The sequence below is a fragment of the Candidatus Clostridium helianthi genome (genome assembly GCF_045310795.1).
GTDB lineage: Bacteria > Bacillota > Clostridia > Clostridiales > Clostridiaceae > Clostridium > Clostridium helianthi.
On sequence record NZ_JBJIAB010000040.1, the window covers coordinates 22127 to 37431 of the forward strand.

Genomic DNA, 15305 nt, shown 5'->3' on the forward strand with positions numbered 1-15305 from the left:
ATGATATTATTTGTTGATTTTATTATAAATTAATGATAATATTTCATATATATGAAATAAGTACATATTGATGTATTATATTACAATTGGAAGCTATGAAGAATTCTTTCTAAGTGGGCACTTTAAGAGTTTGGAGCTAGTTGTGCAACCGACCAATTAAGATTAATTAATTATTTTATTAGTTAGTTTTAATTGGTTTTTTATATGAAAAAATTTACTTGATTTATATATAAATAAGAACTTATATATCTTAAGTTTAAGTATTACGTAAGTAAGCTCATTGAGAGAAGATTTTAATTTTTATGAACCCAAATTATACTACAGTAAGGGTTAAATTAAGAGGTATATAAGTATTAATGAAGGGAATGAGACTGTTATGGATATTTTTGTAGCTAGACAGCCTATATTTAACAGGAAAAATGAAGTTGTTGCATATGAACTTCTATTTAGAAATGGACAAAACAATTTCTATAACAATGCTAATGGCGATGAAGCAACTTTAAAGGTTATAGCTAATACATTTTATACATTTGACTTCAAAGATATTACTGATAACAAGAAGGCATTTATAAACTTTACTGAAGAATTGATAAAGAAAGAAATAGCAACTATACTTCCTAAAGAATATGTTGTTATAGAAATTTTAGAAAATATAGAACCAAATGATGAAATTGTGGATGCGTGTAAAAGACTTAAGAAAAGAGGATTTATCTTAGCATTAGACGATTTTGTATTCCATATTAAATATATTAAATTAATAGAAATAGCTGATATTATAAAGATAGATTTTAAAATCACGACAGGGGATGGAAGAAAGAAAGTATTTGAACTAAAAAAAATAAATAATAAAATAAAGTTTTTGGCCGAAAAAGTAGAGAACAAAGAAGAATATGATGAGGCTTTGAAACTAGGGTACTCATACTTTCAAGGATATTATTTTAGTAAACCAATAGTGCTTTCCAGAAAAAACATTCCGACTAACAAAGATACAGCAATAAAAATTCTAAAGTTGATTAATAAAGAAGATTTTGATTTTAATAAATTAGAAGAACTAATAATAAAGGACTTAGGATTGTCATATAAAATAATCAAATTAATAAATTCGTCTGCATACTGCCTAAAGAATGAAGTAAGATCTATAAAATATGCTATTGCACTTTTGGGAAGAAAAGAGATTATAAAATGGTTATATGTAGTTCTGCTAAATGATCTAAAGGAAAATAACACAGATGAACTTATAAAAGTCTCATTGCAGAGAGCGAAGTTATGTGAATTAATATGTAATATGAGTGAATATAAAAATAATGTTTATTCAGCTTATATGGTGGGATTATTTTCAGTTATGGATGCAATTTTAAATTGTTCAATTGAAGTGATCTTAAAAGAATTATATATAGATGATGAAATAAAGGAAGGACTAATTGAAAAAGATAATTTTTTGAATAAAATATTGAAATTGGCTATTAACTATGAAAAAGGTCAGTGGGAAAATGTTGAGTTTTATACTAAGGAAATAGGTGTTAATGATAATAAGCTTGCAGAAGCCTATATAGATGCTATAAAATGGGCAGATGATGTTGTGAGTTAAAAAAATAAGAAACTAGAATATGTCTAGTTTCTTACTCTAATTGGTAAAAAAAGAAAATACTATATCAAAACTCTAGGAAAAATTTCAATATAAGTAAATTGTATATTTACATTAACATTATACGACATAAACTGTTTTAATTCAACAATAAAAATATAAAAAAGGTGCAAATGGCAAAAAAAAATAATATTATATTATTTTTCATTGGAATAGTATTAAATATTAGGATAAATATTCTAAAATTGCTAATAGGTATAAGTAATTAAATCAAAAAAATGATAGGAGTTTTAGAAACTGATTTTTAATATAAAAAGAGATAGCAGTTAGATTAATAAATGCTATCTCTTTTGGTGTAGTTGAAAAGTAATATTTTCATTAATAATTATTTACGAAATTTAAAGATATTATACATAAAAATAAAAAAAGTAATGACAAAATAATAATATCTTGAGATTTACTAAGTACTCCTTTCGGTTATAAAGGGATAATAAAATTTATGATTGATAACAAGAATAATATTTACTCTATGAGTCAGGATTAGCTAATAAAATGGAAAATTGAATTATATAATGTATATTACAAAACATGAACCTATAAAATTTAAATATACAGGTTATAGGTAATATATTTTGCTTTTTTAAATAATTTGCCTTATATACTTTATCTATGGTTTAAAATAATTTTCGAAAATATACTTTTTATTAGAAAAATTTATATTTTTATGTCAGAAAAGTATATTTATTAACGAATAATATATTGAGTGTGTAAAAATTGATTCCCAAATACCCCTTAATATGCAATTACATAACACTCCTATATTTTACTATACCTACTAACAGTAAATCCCCTGTAAATTGATGATAAATTTACAGGGGATTTTTAACTTTATTTAAAGTATAATATGCTAAAGAGTAGTAATTTACAATACAAAGATGTTTCATTCACAATATTAATTTCATCTGATTATTATATAACAAGTATTATTAAGTAGTTAATATTTATTGGATTTTACACCCCATTATTAATACGAGGTGAAATTAATGAAAATAAAAGTGATAAATAGTTATCCAGCTTGTATATGGGAAGAAGATATCATTAAAGCAATTCAGGATCTATGTCTTGAAGAACTTCAAGAAAAGCTGGAGAAATATAAATCTGATAACTCGAGCAAAGAGATTGCTAATTGTCATATTTCAAAAAAAGAGTTTTGTTGCAAAAAACAAGTATTTATAGAAATGACAGCAATGTTTGATATTGTTGATATAATAAATTAGAAGAAAATATTGATTTAGAGAATTATACTAAATTAAAAACAATCTCCTATTAAAAAATGAGGAGATTGTTTTTTATTTTTGGAAAATTGTAATGAGATTAAGAGTGTGGAAAAGTTACACAGGAATCTATTCAACAAGATTGAAAACAAACATTGAATGGAGAATAAACCCATTTGTTCTTGCGGAACTGTTATAATACCTATTTTAAAAGTAAATAAAATTAAACAATATGAGAATAATTATCGGATTCATGTGAATTAAGTGGATTTTGTGGTATAATTTAGAGTAGAAGTAAATTACTTATTAGTTTTGATACTTATGTAAAAATAAGTGATTAAGCTTAGTAGTTTATAGAATGGTTATGGAATTAGGTATTGGGATTAAACATGATAACTTTTATATCTTAAAGGACGAAGGGAAGGATAAATACAATGTTTAAGAAAATGAAAATATCCCAAAAATTAATAGGACGTAGTGTGATATGTACTGTATTCTTAGTTTTAGTCGGCATAGCTGGTCTATTTAGCATGAACAAACTAAATATAAATACAGATAAAATTTATAATAATAATTTAATGAGACTTCAGAAGTTATATGTAGTAAAAAGTAATACTAACTTAGGACTATCTGATATGGAACATATTATTAATAGTAATTTTAAAAATGATATAGATGAGGCACAAAAAGATTTAGCAGATTTATCTGATTTAAATAATAAAACTTTTGAAGAAATTGAAAAAATACCTTATTCTAGTGAAAAAGAAGAAGCTGATTATAAAAAAGTTAAAGATGCATTAACTAGGTATAGGGATATAAGAACAAAGATAATAAAGGATGTTACTGACAATAATTATGAGGAAGCTATTGAATTATATAATTCGGAGTATTTTACTTTAAGAGAAGAGATAGCAAATGATATAAATGTTGTAATAAATGAAAATATTGATGCGGCCAAAGCAACATCGGAATCAAGTAACGCAGTTTTTAAAAATTCGTTTAAATTTCTTGCAATATTTATTGTTATTTCAGCATTGATATTAGCCATATTAAGTGGTGGGTTAGCAATTTGGTTAAGAAAGAGAATAAACAGTATAGTTAATTTTGCTAATGGTTTAGCGGAAGGAGATCTTACTGAGAAAATAAATATAAATGCATATGATGAAATAGGTAATATGTCAAAAGCATTGAATATTGCTGTATTAGACGTGAAAAATCTTATTATGGAACTTACTAATCGTATGAAAAATGTTAGAATTTCAAATGAAGATCTAACTTCAACAATGGAAGAAATGTCTGCAACTATGAATAATATTAAAACTGTGACCCATGAAATTGCTGATGCAAGCATGAATTTAAGTGCGGCAACTCAAGATGTTAGTTCATATACAATGGAAATAGAAAAGCTGACAGATGAACTCAGCAGAAATGCTGAAAAAAGAGAATTAGATTCAGATGAAATTATGAAAAGAGCGGTAAATGTAAAAGAAAAAGCGGAAGCATCATCTAATAATGCAATAAGCCTATATAATGAAAAAGAAATTAAGATTAAAAAAGCAATTGAGGATATAAAGATAGTTAAAGAAATAGAAAAAATGGCAGAAGCTATTGGACAAATAGCTGAACAAACTAATCTTCTAGCACTTAATGCATCTATAGAGGCTGCTAATGCTGGGGATGCAGGTCGCGGATTTGCTGTAGTTGCAGAGGAAGTTAGAAAATTAGCTGAGAAGTCATCAGAAACAGTTATCGATATAAAGAAAAATATAGGTACAGTTGGAAATGTTATTGAAAACTTTACTAATAACACTAAAGATATATTGGGATTTATTGATAGTCAGGTTAGACCAGATTATGAAATGTTGAAGTCTATAGGAAATCAATATGAAAAAGATGCAGAAGTTGTGAATGAAATGTCAAAAGAGATTGCTGAGTCAGCAATTAAAATTGCAGATAATGTATCTAAAGTCAATAATGCTATAGTAAATATTTCATCAAAATCACAGCAATCAGCTTCTAGTGTAGAAGAGATATTTGCAAGTATTAGCGAAACCAGCGCATCAGTAGATAATGTTACCAATCAGGCAAAAGACACATCAGAGATGGCTGATAGCATGATTGAAATGGCAAATAAATTTAAAGTCTAGAAATATATAAGTTCTGAATAATATATAGAATTGTTTTATCCAGGCGCTTTGAAAAAATATAAGGAATTAAAATTTTTAGAATATATGCAGGGCCAAATATTCATTCTAGTAGAATAGTTATTTGGCTTTGTTTTATTTTTTGGAAATTTATATTCCAGTAAAATCTATGGCTTAACAGTCGCCTGCGGTTTTTTTGTATAAATATTAATATAGAATATTTTTAGTGATTATATAATTTCTTGCGATATATAACAAGTAAAGCTTGTTACATAATGTAACAATTGATACAGCAAATGTATTTTTTTAGAGTTATACTTATAAAAAGGTAAGGGGGAGTATAATTTGGAAAAAATAATAGAAATAGAGAAAATGATTTGTAAAATGAGACAATCGTTATATGAAATTATAAACAACGAAAAAAGTTTATTAGGAATAGAAGTTATTACTGCTAGTCAGAGGTTAGACGACATAATAAATCAATACAACGAGCTGCTTGATAAAGGAATTTAAAGAAGTTCACATCATTAATATAAGAGTCTTAAATAATATAATTCATTTTATATATATGAACAAAATATGCATTAGACTTATATGGTAATAAGAAGAAAGTTGAAACATTTTTATTTCGCTAGACTATGAAAATTATGATTCATCTTTATATAATTAAAATTTATGGAAGGGATTTACATATTTCTGTATAATTAGATATGTATAAGGAGGGAATTTTATGAATACTATAGAAAAAGTCATAATGAATCTTAAGATAAGACCAGATGGCATGAATTTATATGAATTAGATAGAATATGTTTCAAAACTTATCAAAAGACTCTGGTCGGCTCAAAACTTGGAAGAGTAAAAGAGCGTATAGAGCCTACTTTAAGATATTTAGAGGAAACTAATCAAATAACGATTAAAGAGGGAATTGTCAAATTAAAAAAAACTGATAAAGTTTAGTATATTCAAATAAATATATTTATTGAATAAGCTGGATCTCTAAATTCGGTATCCATAAATCTTTAGTGTTTAAGATTAATAATAGACAGTGGAGGATTAGAAATGATAAGAATACTTTTATGCTGTGGAGGGGGCTTTTCATAAAGTACCCTAGCTAGTAAGGTTGAAAAGGAGATATTAGAGAATAATATGCAAAATGATTATTCAATTGAATTTTCGCCATTTTTATTAGTAAATAAGAGAATGAGTGAATTTGATATCATTGTATGTTGTCCTCACCTAATAATGCAGGTTAAGAAATTGGTGAAAACTTCAAAGATTGATAAACCTATCTATATTCTTCCACCGAGAATGTATGGTCTCATTAGTTTTAAGGAATTAGCAATAGATGTAGTAGATGCAATCAATTTGTATAATGAAACTAAAATTAATCCAGTATATTTTCCAGGGGAAGAAAACACCATGATGGTTACTAGGCATGTGGCTTACAGAAATAGCAAAGTTTAATAAATCTTTGTATGTAAGATTTAAATAACATAGTTCATCTTTTATAAAATTATAGTACCTCAATTATTTTATAATTTAGGGTGTAGTCTTCAGTCATATAAATTTTTAAAATCCTATATATAGATTCTTTAAATTATAGAAAATAGGGTCTTAAAATTCTCATATTATCACATAGTAAAGAAGAGATACTTTCAAATTTATGAAAGTATCTCTTCTTTAATGAAATTATTGTACGGAAGTATCAGTTGTTGTAGTTGTTGATGTATTTTTCTTTTGATTAGCTTCTTTTTTAGCTTCAGATGCTGCTTTAATTTTAGCTTGAGCATCTTTAAATGATAATCCTGTTATATCGATTCCTAATTTCTCAGCTCTTGCACTTTGAATTTTAGCTATTACATCTTCATTTGATAGACCTGTAACATCTATTCCAAGTTTAGAAGCTTCTGCTTGATTTAATTTTATCCTAGCATCTTTATTGGATAAACCTGTTATATCAACTCCAAGTTTTGTTGCTTTCTTAGTTAAATTGGCAAGGCTTTTAGCTTCAAGAGCTGCTTTAATTTTAGCTGAAGCATCTTTATTTGATAGTCCTGTTATATCAATTCCAAGTTTCCCTGCCTCTGCAGATAGAATCTTAGCTCTAGCGTTATCAGGTGAAAGATTTGTTATATCTATACCTAATTCAGTTGCTTTTTTATTAAGTCTTTCAAGAGTCTTTTCCTCAAAAGCTGCTTTAATTTTAGCTGAAGCATCTTTATCTGATAGACCTGTTATATCAATCCCAAGTTTTTGAGCTACAGCAGCTCTTATTTTTGATCTTGCTTGATCATTAGTTAATCCAGTAATATCTATTCCAAGTTTAGAAGCTTTTTGAGTAAGTTTTGCAAGTTTATCTGCCTTATTATTTTGCGATACTTGTCCTGTAGTAACACTATTTGTTAAATTTTGTGTAGAAGCATCATCAGCGAATGCTGGAACAAGGCTTGATATTGAGATCATAGCTGCTATTGCAATTCCTAGTATTTTTTTCTTTTTCATAATTATCTCTCCTTACGTCATATAAAAATTTATTTTTATGTTAAAAACATAGATTAATATAGAAATAACCGGCTATAAGGGAATTATAATTCTGTTATGTGAAATTTATGTGAAAAGGAATATTAAGCATATAAATTTATTGGCGCCGCATTTATATATTTATTGCAAAAATGATAATACTATATACTAGAATGAAAGTTCTAGACAAATTTATAATTAATCTAATCAATATAATAATATAAATAAAGTTATATTGGGGCTTAAATGGAAGGAGAAAAATAATGAACGAAGTAATACAAAATATCATAACAAGAAGAAGTATAAGAGTGTATAAAGAAGAGCAAATTTCGGATGAAGACTTAAATAAAATATTAGAGGCTGCTAAGTTTGCTCCAAGCGGAATGAATAGTCAGGATTGGCATTTTACAGCTGTACAAAATAGAGAGAAGATAAATAAGCTGATTTCAGCAGCGAAAGAAGCATTACAAAATTCTCCTATAGAACAGCTAAATAAGATGGCAAATAATCCAAACTTTAACCCATTTTATAATGCACCTACTATAGTGATAACATCTTGTGATAAAAACTTACCAGTAGGGCAGTCTGATTGTGCTGCAGCAATACAAAACATAATGTTAGCAGCTCATTCACTTAACATTGGATCATGTTGGGTACATACTTTAGCTATGGTTGGAGATGACCCTAATGTCAGAAATGTGCTTACTGAGCTAGGAATTCCAGAAAACTATGCGCCATTTGGTACAGCAACGCTAGGCTTTAATGGAGGGAAAGAACCAAAAGCTCCAACAAGAAAAGAAGGAACAGTAAATATAGTAAAATAAAAAGAGTAATAAGTTAAAAAGGTGACTTCCAAATATGTGAAAGTAAAAAATTATTAATGAGACTCTATGGTTAGAAAGTATTCTAGCTATAGAGTCTTTTGCTATATAAATTGATAAAATTGACATTTCTATGGCTTAAGCTTAGCTATTATTAAAACACGATAATATTGAAGTTTATACTATAAAGTAAGCATTTCACTAAAGAATTACAGATTTATAAAAAGCATATGTCTGTATTAATTGATAAATATGGAGTATCATTTGGATTTGTAACTATTGAAGATATTTTAGAAAAAATAGTTGGCAGAATTCAAGATAAGTTGATATTAAAAATTCTAAAATTCTAAAGAATTTAAGAATATATATTTTTAAGAATTTAAGAATCTTACAATATTTTAATAAAAAGCAGATTGCTTTTGACATTATAGATTATACTTTTAATGATGAACTTAGATGTTCTTTAATAAGATGATGAGATACTTAATAAATGCGAGGGATGTAGTCTTAGATACATTTGTGATTAGATATTTGTTCCAAAATTATCTTTCGGAATAGCAAATTAATGAACAATTTGGAAAGGGAGCTATAGTCAAAAAAATTATTATGAAAACTTATTGAACATCAGCCTGAGTAAGTATAATATATTTATAGATGGAAATATATGTTAAAATTTGCATTATATATAAATCAAATTTTGCTAATTCATGATTTTATCAATCTTATATTAATACAGGAGGGAGGTTACAGTGGTTAGACATCAGATAAGACTGTGACAGTGACAGTCAAAAATAAGGAGTGACGAAAAAATGAAAATTTCAAAGAAAAGTTGGACCACCGTAAGTGCTTTTGCTACTAGCTGTGTGTTCATATTTAATGGAAGTATTGCAGTAGCCTCAACTAATCCAAAAGATTCTATAGTTATTGCTACATCATCATCCACTAATCCAAAAGATTTTAAAGTTTATGATGCATTAAGCAATTTTACGATACCAGCAGAAATTCCTTCATCGAAAATAGGCCTGCCTACATCAGGTGCTACGATTAGTTCAGCAACTATAGTGAAGTCTGATGAAAAGGGTAATCTGAATGGAGAATACTGCAAGGTATTAGGTGCAATTCATCCAGTAGATAAAACTGCGCCGGACATTAACTTTCAGGTTAACCTTCCTGTAAAATGGAACAGTAAAATACTACAATATGGTGGTGGCGGATTTGACGGTGCTCTGGTTACTGCTGATAATGGATATTACGGGCAAATGGTTTCAGATCCAACACCTTTGGCTCAAGGATATGTTACATTTGGCAGTGATAGTGGTCATGTAAATTCTTCATATTGGGATAGTAAATGGGCACTTAATGATGAAGCCTTGAATAATTTTGCCTCTGATCAGTTAAAGAAAACAAAAGATACCGTACTAGAAATAGTACAGGCTTTTTATAAATCCAAGCCGTCTCAGGTATATTTTGTTGGCGGGTCTAATGGCGGACGAGAAGCGTTGAAGGTTGTGCAACGTTTCCCAACAGAATATAACGGAGTTATTTGCTATTTTCCTGTATTAAACTGGGTACCTAAGGCAATTACGGATAGCAGAAATGCAGATTTCGTACAAGCTAATAATGGAGCAGGTTGGATCAGCCCTGAACAGTATAAGCTTGTTAATCAAACCATCCTTGGAATAGATGATGGACTAGACGGCGTTAAAGATGGCATAATAAGCAACATTTATGGAGCTGAAAAAAAGAAGGATGAAGTTTTAAAGGCTTTGAAAAATATATTATCAGATGCGCAGATAAAAACCTTAGAAACATTTGCTTCACCTATGAACTTTAATTATCCTCTTGCCAATGGATTAACCACTATGCCAGGATATCCTGTTTTTAAGGGAGCACCTTTAGCCGATATGTATCTAAACCAATTTGGTACAGCACCAACTGCCAGAGATGGCTTAATGGCAGAAAGTGGGGATGCTGTTATTAAAAATATGATAGTTCGAGATGATAATTTTAATCCTGAAAATTTTGATGCAGATAAATGGCGTGATAAAGTCGTACAAGCTTCAGAATTACTTGATGCTACAAATCCAGATATCTCAGATTTTAAGAATAATGGAGGAAAATTGATTCTTATTCATGGAGCAGGAGATCAAATTGTTACCTTCCAAGGCACAATTGACTACTATAATCAGCTAATTAACAAATTCGGTAAGGACTCTCTTGGCGAGTTTGTAAAATTCTATATGGTTCCAGGAAATGGCCATTATAATTCAGAAACCTGGAATATGGGATCCGATACATTGGGCGCATTGGATCAATGGGTAGTAAATAATAAGTCTCCTGAGAATTTGATTGTAACAGATCAGTCTGAAAAGACTAAAGGTCGTACACGTCCGCTTTTAGAATATCCTGCGTATCCAGAGTACAAAGGAAGCGGAGACGTAAATTCCGCTGGAAGTTTTATCAGCGCTACCCCTCAATGAAATTGAAAGAGTTTATTCTATCAGATAATAAAATAATGCTGCTTAATCAAAAGTCGGGATAATTAATCCCGACTTCAACTTTCAATAAAATAATCCGCTTTAAAGGATAAAATTAATCACGGTTCAATAAAATCTTGTTGTCATAGGTTTTAATGCTTTACGTCCCATATAGTGCGTCTAACTTTAGATAAAGCTTCTTTTGATTTCTCTTTATTCATAAACATCAAAATTACATAGAGTGAATCTAAGATGCTTAATTGAGATATACGAGAAGATAAGGCTTCTGAATGAAATTCGATTTCTTCAGATATAGAAATAAAAACGACATCACCTATCTTAGCTAGAGGAGAAGATGCATGGCTAGTTATAACAATTACTTTTGCACCAGCTTCTTTTACTAATTCAGCAATCCTGATAGTTTCTTTTGATTTTCCTGTATGTGAGATACAAATTGCACAATCCTGTGGTGTTAATAAAGATGCTTCCATAAGTTGTATATGATAATCAGTACTATGACGGACATGAGCTGGGGAACGTAAAAATTTATGATATGCATCTTCTGCAAGTATTCCTGATCCACCGACACCAAAAAAATATAGTAGATTTGAATTTGATATAATCTCAGCCGCTTTTTTCAAATCGTCTAACCCTAATATCTTCTTAGTATTAGTTAGTGTTTTAATGTTTGAATCAAAGACTTTTTGTGCCATAGTTAATTCATTATCATCAATTTCAATTTTTTCATGAATTGATGTAGTTGAAAAATTATTTTCTTCAATTAAGATAGCCATCTTAAACTCTTTAAAGCCAGAATAGCCTAGTTTTTTTGCGAATTGAAATAAGGTAGAGTCTGCAACATTGAGTTCATCAGATAAATAGCTGATAGAATTGTGAGCCACAGAAATGGGATTTTCAAGTATATAGTCTGCAATATTTTGTTCTTTAGTACTTAATCCATTGTATAACGATTTAATTTTAAGCCTAACAGATACCTCCATGTTGGTCCTCCTTTTTATAAATGATATATTGTAACTTTAAAAACAATAAAAAATTTTGAGCGTAATGTATATTTCAAATAGTATTATATATAAAAATCAAATTTATAAAAGAGAATGATATAGATTTTTTGTTCATATGGTCGAATGAACAATTGAGTTTAATATGTATGAAAAGTGGTTGAATTATTAAAAAATAGCATTGTTATATATCTATTTTGGTTAATGGAAGTAATAGTAAAATATCCAGTCTGAACTAAACGTTATTTTACTTAGCGCGATTTAGTATATCTGCTACTTTATATAAATATCATAGTATTTCTGAAATTGCAAGAGGCGGATATAGATAGAAGTATGAGAAAAGCACAATTATATCAAAAAAAATTTTTTTTATAAAAATATTTACAAAAAAAATTTTTTTTGATACAATAAAGACATGAAATGGAGGGATTGTATGAAAATAGCAATTATAGGTCTTGGTAAGATGGGTTTAAACATAGCATGTAATTTAAAGAATCATAATTATGATGTTATGGGATTTGATTTATCTGATAAAGCAAAAGAAAATGCTGAAAAGGCAGGTATAAAAACATTTGATAATTTAGAGAAAATCGTTACTTCATTTACTGAAAAAAGAGTTATCTGGTCTATGTTACCTGCTGGAGAAATTACGGAATCTGTATTGAATCAATTGCTGAATTTACTTTCTCCAAATGACATTGTCATTGAAGGTGGAAATTCAAATTTTAAGGATTCAATACGACGTGCAAAGACTTTTAAGGAGAAAGAAATATCTTATTTTGATTGTGGAACATCAGGCGGAACTTCTGGAGCACTTGGCGGTGCATGTACTATGATTGGTGGAGATCCTGAAGTATTTAAGGATATAGAGCCAATTTTCAAAGATATATCAGTTGAAAAGGGTTACTTATATACTGGCCAATCAGGAAGTGGTCACTTTTTGAAAATGATCCATAATGGAATCGAATACGGAATGATGCAAGCAATCGGTGAAGGTTTCCAAATTGTTAAAGAAAGTGAATTTGATTATGATTTAGCTGCTGTTGCAAGGGTTTGGAATAACGGATCTGTTATTCGAGGTTGGCTTATGGAAATTGCTGAATCACAATTCAAAGCTAGTCTAAATTTAGAAGACTACAGAGGAGTTGTTGCTGCATCTGGAGAAGCAAAATGGACTATTGAGACTGCTTTGGATATGGGGATTGCAGTACCAACAATTGCTTTGAGTTTATTTATGCGTAATTTGTCTCAAGAAGATGATAGTTTTTCTGCAAAGGTAGTTTCGGCTTTACGAAACGGATTTGGTGGACATTCTATTGTAAAGAAGGATAAGTAGATATGAGAGAATATAAGATAGCTATTGTTAATTCAAGTAGTTTTGGAAAGATATTCCCTGAGCACATTGATCGTTTGAAGGAAATAGGAGCTGTTGATTATTTTCAAGTTGATAATGAAATGAATGGGAAAGAACTTGCAAACTTATTAAGTGGATACAATATTATCATTGCAAGTGTAACCCCATTTTTCACTAAAGAGTTTTTTGATTATAAAGATGAGCTTTTGCTGATTACACGTCATGGAATTGGATACAACAATATTGATATCGATGCGGCAAAAGAACATGATACTATTGTTACAATAGTTCCAGCCTTAGTAGAACGGGACGCAGTCGCAGAAAACAACATTACAAATTTGTTGGCTGTATTAAGAAAAACAATGGAGTCCAGTAATCGAGTTAAAGCGGATCGTTGGGAAGATCGAGCTGAATTTGTTGGACATGCACTTTTTAATAAAACAGTAGGTGTTATTGGAGTTGGAAACACAGGAAGTTGTGTAGTAGAGATTGTTAGAAATGGTTTTAGATGTAATGTTTTAGCTTATGACCCATACAAGTCAGATTTGTATTTACAGACTTATGGGGCAAGAAAAGTTGAATTAGATGAATTGTTGACTTCTTCTGATATTATTTGTCTTTGTGCAAATTTAACCAAAGAAAGTTATCATATGATATCTAAAAACGAAATAGAAAAAATGAAAGACGGTGTTTACATATCCAATAGTGCGCGAGGAGCATTAGTGGATGAAAATGCGGTTATTGAGGGATTGAAATCTGGAAAAATTGCTGGTTTTGCGACAGATGTTTTAGAAGAAGAGCCAGGAAGAAAGAGCCATCCTTATCTAGCTTTTGATAACGTTTTAATAACTCCTCATACATCAGCTTATACTATAGAATGTCTAGAGCAAATGGGTAATAAATGCGTAACAGATGTGGAACAAATAGTTCAAGGTGTTTTACCAGAAAGGGCAATTCAGCCAACAAGTAAATTTATTAAAAAATAGGGGGGATAAAAATGTTGACTGATTTAAAGGTTAAAGTTGGTCCTGAGTTCTATAGGTATCATGAAGGTGCAATTGATTTTATTCCGCAATTATTAAAAGAACATAAATCAAAGAATATCTTGATCGTACATGGAACAATTTCTTGGGAAAAAGCAAAGCCAAAGATGAAGTTTTTAGAAACGATAGATCAAAATGTTTTTTATCATCAATATACAGGTGAATGTAGTTATTATGGTGCAGATTTAATAGCACAAATCGTTGAAGAAAATGATATCGATTTTATTATTGGAGTTGGTGGCGGAAAACTTGTAGATCTCGTTGGATATGCTGGTCATATTTGTAATGTTAAATATGGTGTCGTTCCAACTTTGGTTAGTAATTGTGCACCATGGACACCTTTATCTGTTATGTATAAAGAAAGTGGAGAATCAGAAGGAAAATCTGAGCATTATATGAGGCAGGCTAGTTTCTTGATAACAGATCCATATTTAGTGATTGATTCTCCAGTACGTTACTTCATTGCAGGGTTGGCAGATACAATTGCAAAATGGTATGAATCAGATTCTATTTTGGCTCAAAAACATTTACAGAACGAGCCCTTTTTGAGGCTAGCAAGTTATACTGCAAAGTTATGTAATGAATCAATTGTAAAAGAATCGGCTAAAGCAATGAAAGATATGGAGAATAAAGTAGTTTCGGAAGAATTTGTACATTTGTCTGAAATTGTGATAGCAGTTGCAGGTTTATGTGGAGGATTGGGAGATAAATATGCCCGTAATGCCGCAGCACATGCAATGCATGATGCAATAGCTAAATATATTCCGGAAAGCCATTCATATCTTCATGGCGAAAAAGTAGCTTATGGGGTTTTATACCAGTTGGCTCTAGAAGGCAAGTGGTCGACGATTGATTCTTTAATGCCTTTCTATTCAGATTTGAAACTGCCTGTATCTCTACATTATATGGAGTTGTATCCAGAGGATGAAAAAGTTCTTGATGATATAGTTGGTTTTATTGAATCAAAAGAAAAAGTTCATTTGATTCCTGTTGTAATTACGCCAGATATTTTGAAAAAAACAATCTTTGATTTAGAAAAATATGTAGAAAAGAGGTAGAAGAAGAGT

The 15305-nt window shown here is 29.5% G+C and carries 13 protein-coding genes and 1 riboswitch; of the genes, 11 read left to right on the forward strand and 2 right to left on the reverse strand.

Going from position 1 to position 15305, the window contains the following annotated elements; genetic code table 11:
• Positions 1–79: 79 nt before the first annotated feature.
• Positions 80–163, forward strand: a riboswitch (cyclic di-GMP riboswitch).
• Positions 164–376: 213 nt separating this feature from the next.
• The 6 genes from ACJDTP_RS22375 to ACJDTP_RS22400 all read left to right on the forward strand — a co-directional run bounded on the left by ACJDTP_RS22375 (position 377) and on the right by ACJDTP_RS22400 (position 6468).
• Positions 377–1588, forward strand: a complete 1212-nt coding sequence (locus ACJDTP_RS22375) for an EAL and HDOD domain-containing protein (RefSeq protein ID WP_406762506.1) — start codon at positions 377–379, stop codon at positions 1586–1588.
• A gap of 1040 nt (positions 1589–2628) precedes the next feature.
• Entirely contained in the window at positions 2629–2862 is a 234-nt protein-coding gene (locus ACJDTP_RS22380; RefSeq protein WP_406762507.1) for a hypothetical protein, read from the forward strand.
• Positions 2863–3293: 431 nt separating this feature from the next.
• Positions 3294–5006, forward strand: coding sequence for a methyl-accepting chemotaxis protein (locus tag ACJDTP_RS22385; RefSeq protein ID WP_406762508.1), 1713 nt, complete (start codon positions 3294–3296; stop codon positions 5004–5006).
• Between the two features lie 342 nt (positions 5007–5348).
• The gene (locus ACJDTP_RS22390; protein ID WP_017212669.1) at positions 5349–5516 is read left to right on the forward strand and encodes an aspartyl-phosphate phosphatase Spo0E family protein; all 168 of its coding nucleotides are present in this window, start codon (positions 5349–5351) and stop codon (positions 5514–5516) included.
• A gap of 217 nt (positions 5517–5733) precedes the next feature.
• Positions 5734–5961, forward strand: coding sequence for a hypothetical protein (locus tag ACJDTP_RS22395; protein ID WP_406762509.1), 228 nt, complete (start codon positions 5734–5736; stop codon positions 5959–5961).
• A 189-nt stretch (positions 5962–6150) separates the two neighbouring features.
• The gene (locus ACJDTP_RS22400; RefSeq protein WP_406762510.1) at positions 6151–6468 is read left to right on the forward strand and encodes a PTS sugar transporter subunit IIB; all 318 of its coding nucleotides are present in this window, start codon (positions 6151–6153) and stop codon (positions 6466–6468) included.
• Between the two features lie 225 nt (positions 6469–6693).
• Here the strand turns inward: ACJDTP_RS22400 and ACJDTP_RS22405 are convergent, their stop codons facing one another.
• Positions 6694–7506, reverse strand: coding sequence for a hypothetical protein (locus ACJDTP_RS22405; RefSeq protein ID WP_406762511.1), 813 nt, complete (start codon positions 7504–7506; stop codon positions 6694–6696).
• Between the two features lie 281 nt (positions 7507–7787).
• Between ACJDTP_RS22405 and ACJDTP_RS22410 the strand changes: the two genes are divergently transcribed.
• Together ACJDTP_RS22410 and ACJDTP_RS22415 are read left to right on the forward strand one after the other, a co-directional pair.
• Positions 7788–8348, forward strand: a complete 561-nt coding sequence (locus ACJDTP_RS22410) for a nitroreductase family protein (RefSeq protein ID WP_039770845.1) — start codon at positions 7788–7790, stop codon at positions 8346–8348.
• Positions 8349–9154: 806 nt separating this feature from the next.
• Positions 9155–10825, forward strand: a complete 1671-nt coding sequence (locus tag ACJDTP_RS22415) for a tannase/feruloyl esterase family alpha/beta hydrolase (protein WP_406762512.1) — start codon at positions 9155–9157, stop codon at positions 10823–10825.
• Between the two features lie 149 nt (positions 10826–10974).
• On the opposite strand, the gene ACJDTP_RS22420 is transcribed toward ACJDTP_RS22415, so the two are convergent.
• A complete protein-coding gene (locus ACJDTP_RS22420) occupies positions 10975–11823 on the reverse strand; it encodes a MurR/RpiR family transcriptional regulator (RefSeq protein WP_078115716.1) in 849 nt (282 codons plus the stop codon).
• 451 nt (positions 11824–12274) lie between these two features.
• On the opposite strand from ACJDTP_RS22420, the gene gnd reads away from it, so the two are divergent.
• Genes gnd through ACJDTP_RS22435 form a run of 3 tightly spaced genes read left to right on the forward strand, consistent with a single transcriptional unit; the run spans position 12275 to position 15296 of the window.
• On the forward strand, positions 12275–13177 hold the full coding sequence (gene gnd, locus ACJDTP_RS22425; protein WP_023975169.1) for a phosphogluconate dehydrogenase (NAD(+)-dependent, decarboxylating): 903 nt from the start codon (positions 12275–12277) through the stop codon (positions 13175–13177).
• A gap of 2 nt (positions 13178–13179) precedes the next feature.
• Positions 13180–14181, forward strand: coding sequence for a D-isomer specific 2-hydroxyacid dehydrogenase family protein (locus ACJDTP_RS22430; protein WP_406762513.1), 1002 nt, complete (start codon positions 13180–13182; stop codon positions 14179–14181).
• A gap of 11 nt (positions 14182–14192) precedes the next feature.
• The gene (locus ACJDTP_RS22435) at positions 14193–15296 is read left to right on the forward strand and encodes an iron-containing alcohol dehydrogenase family protein (protein ID WP_406762514.1); all 1104 of its coding nucleotides are present in this window, start codon (positions 14193–14195) and stop codon (positions 15294–15296) included.
• The last annotated feature ends 9 nt before the right edge of the window (positions 15297–15305 follow it).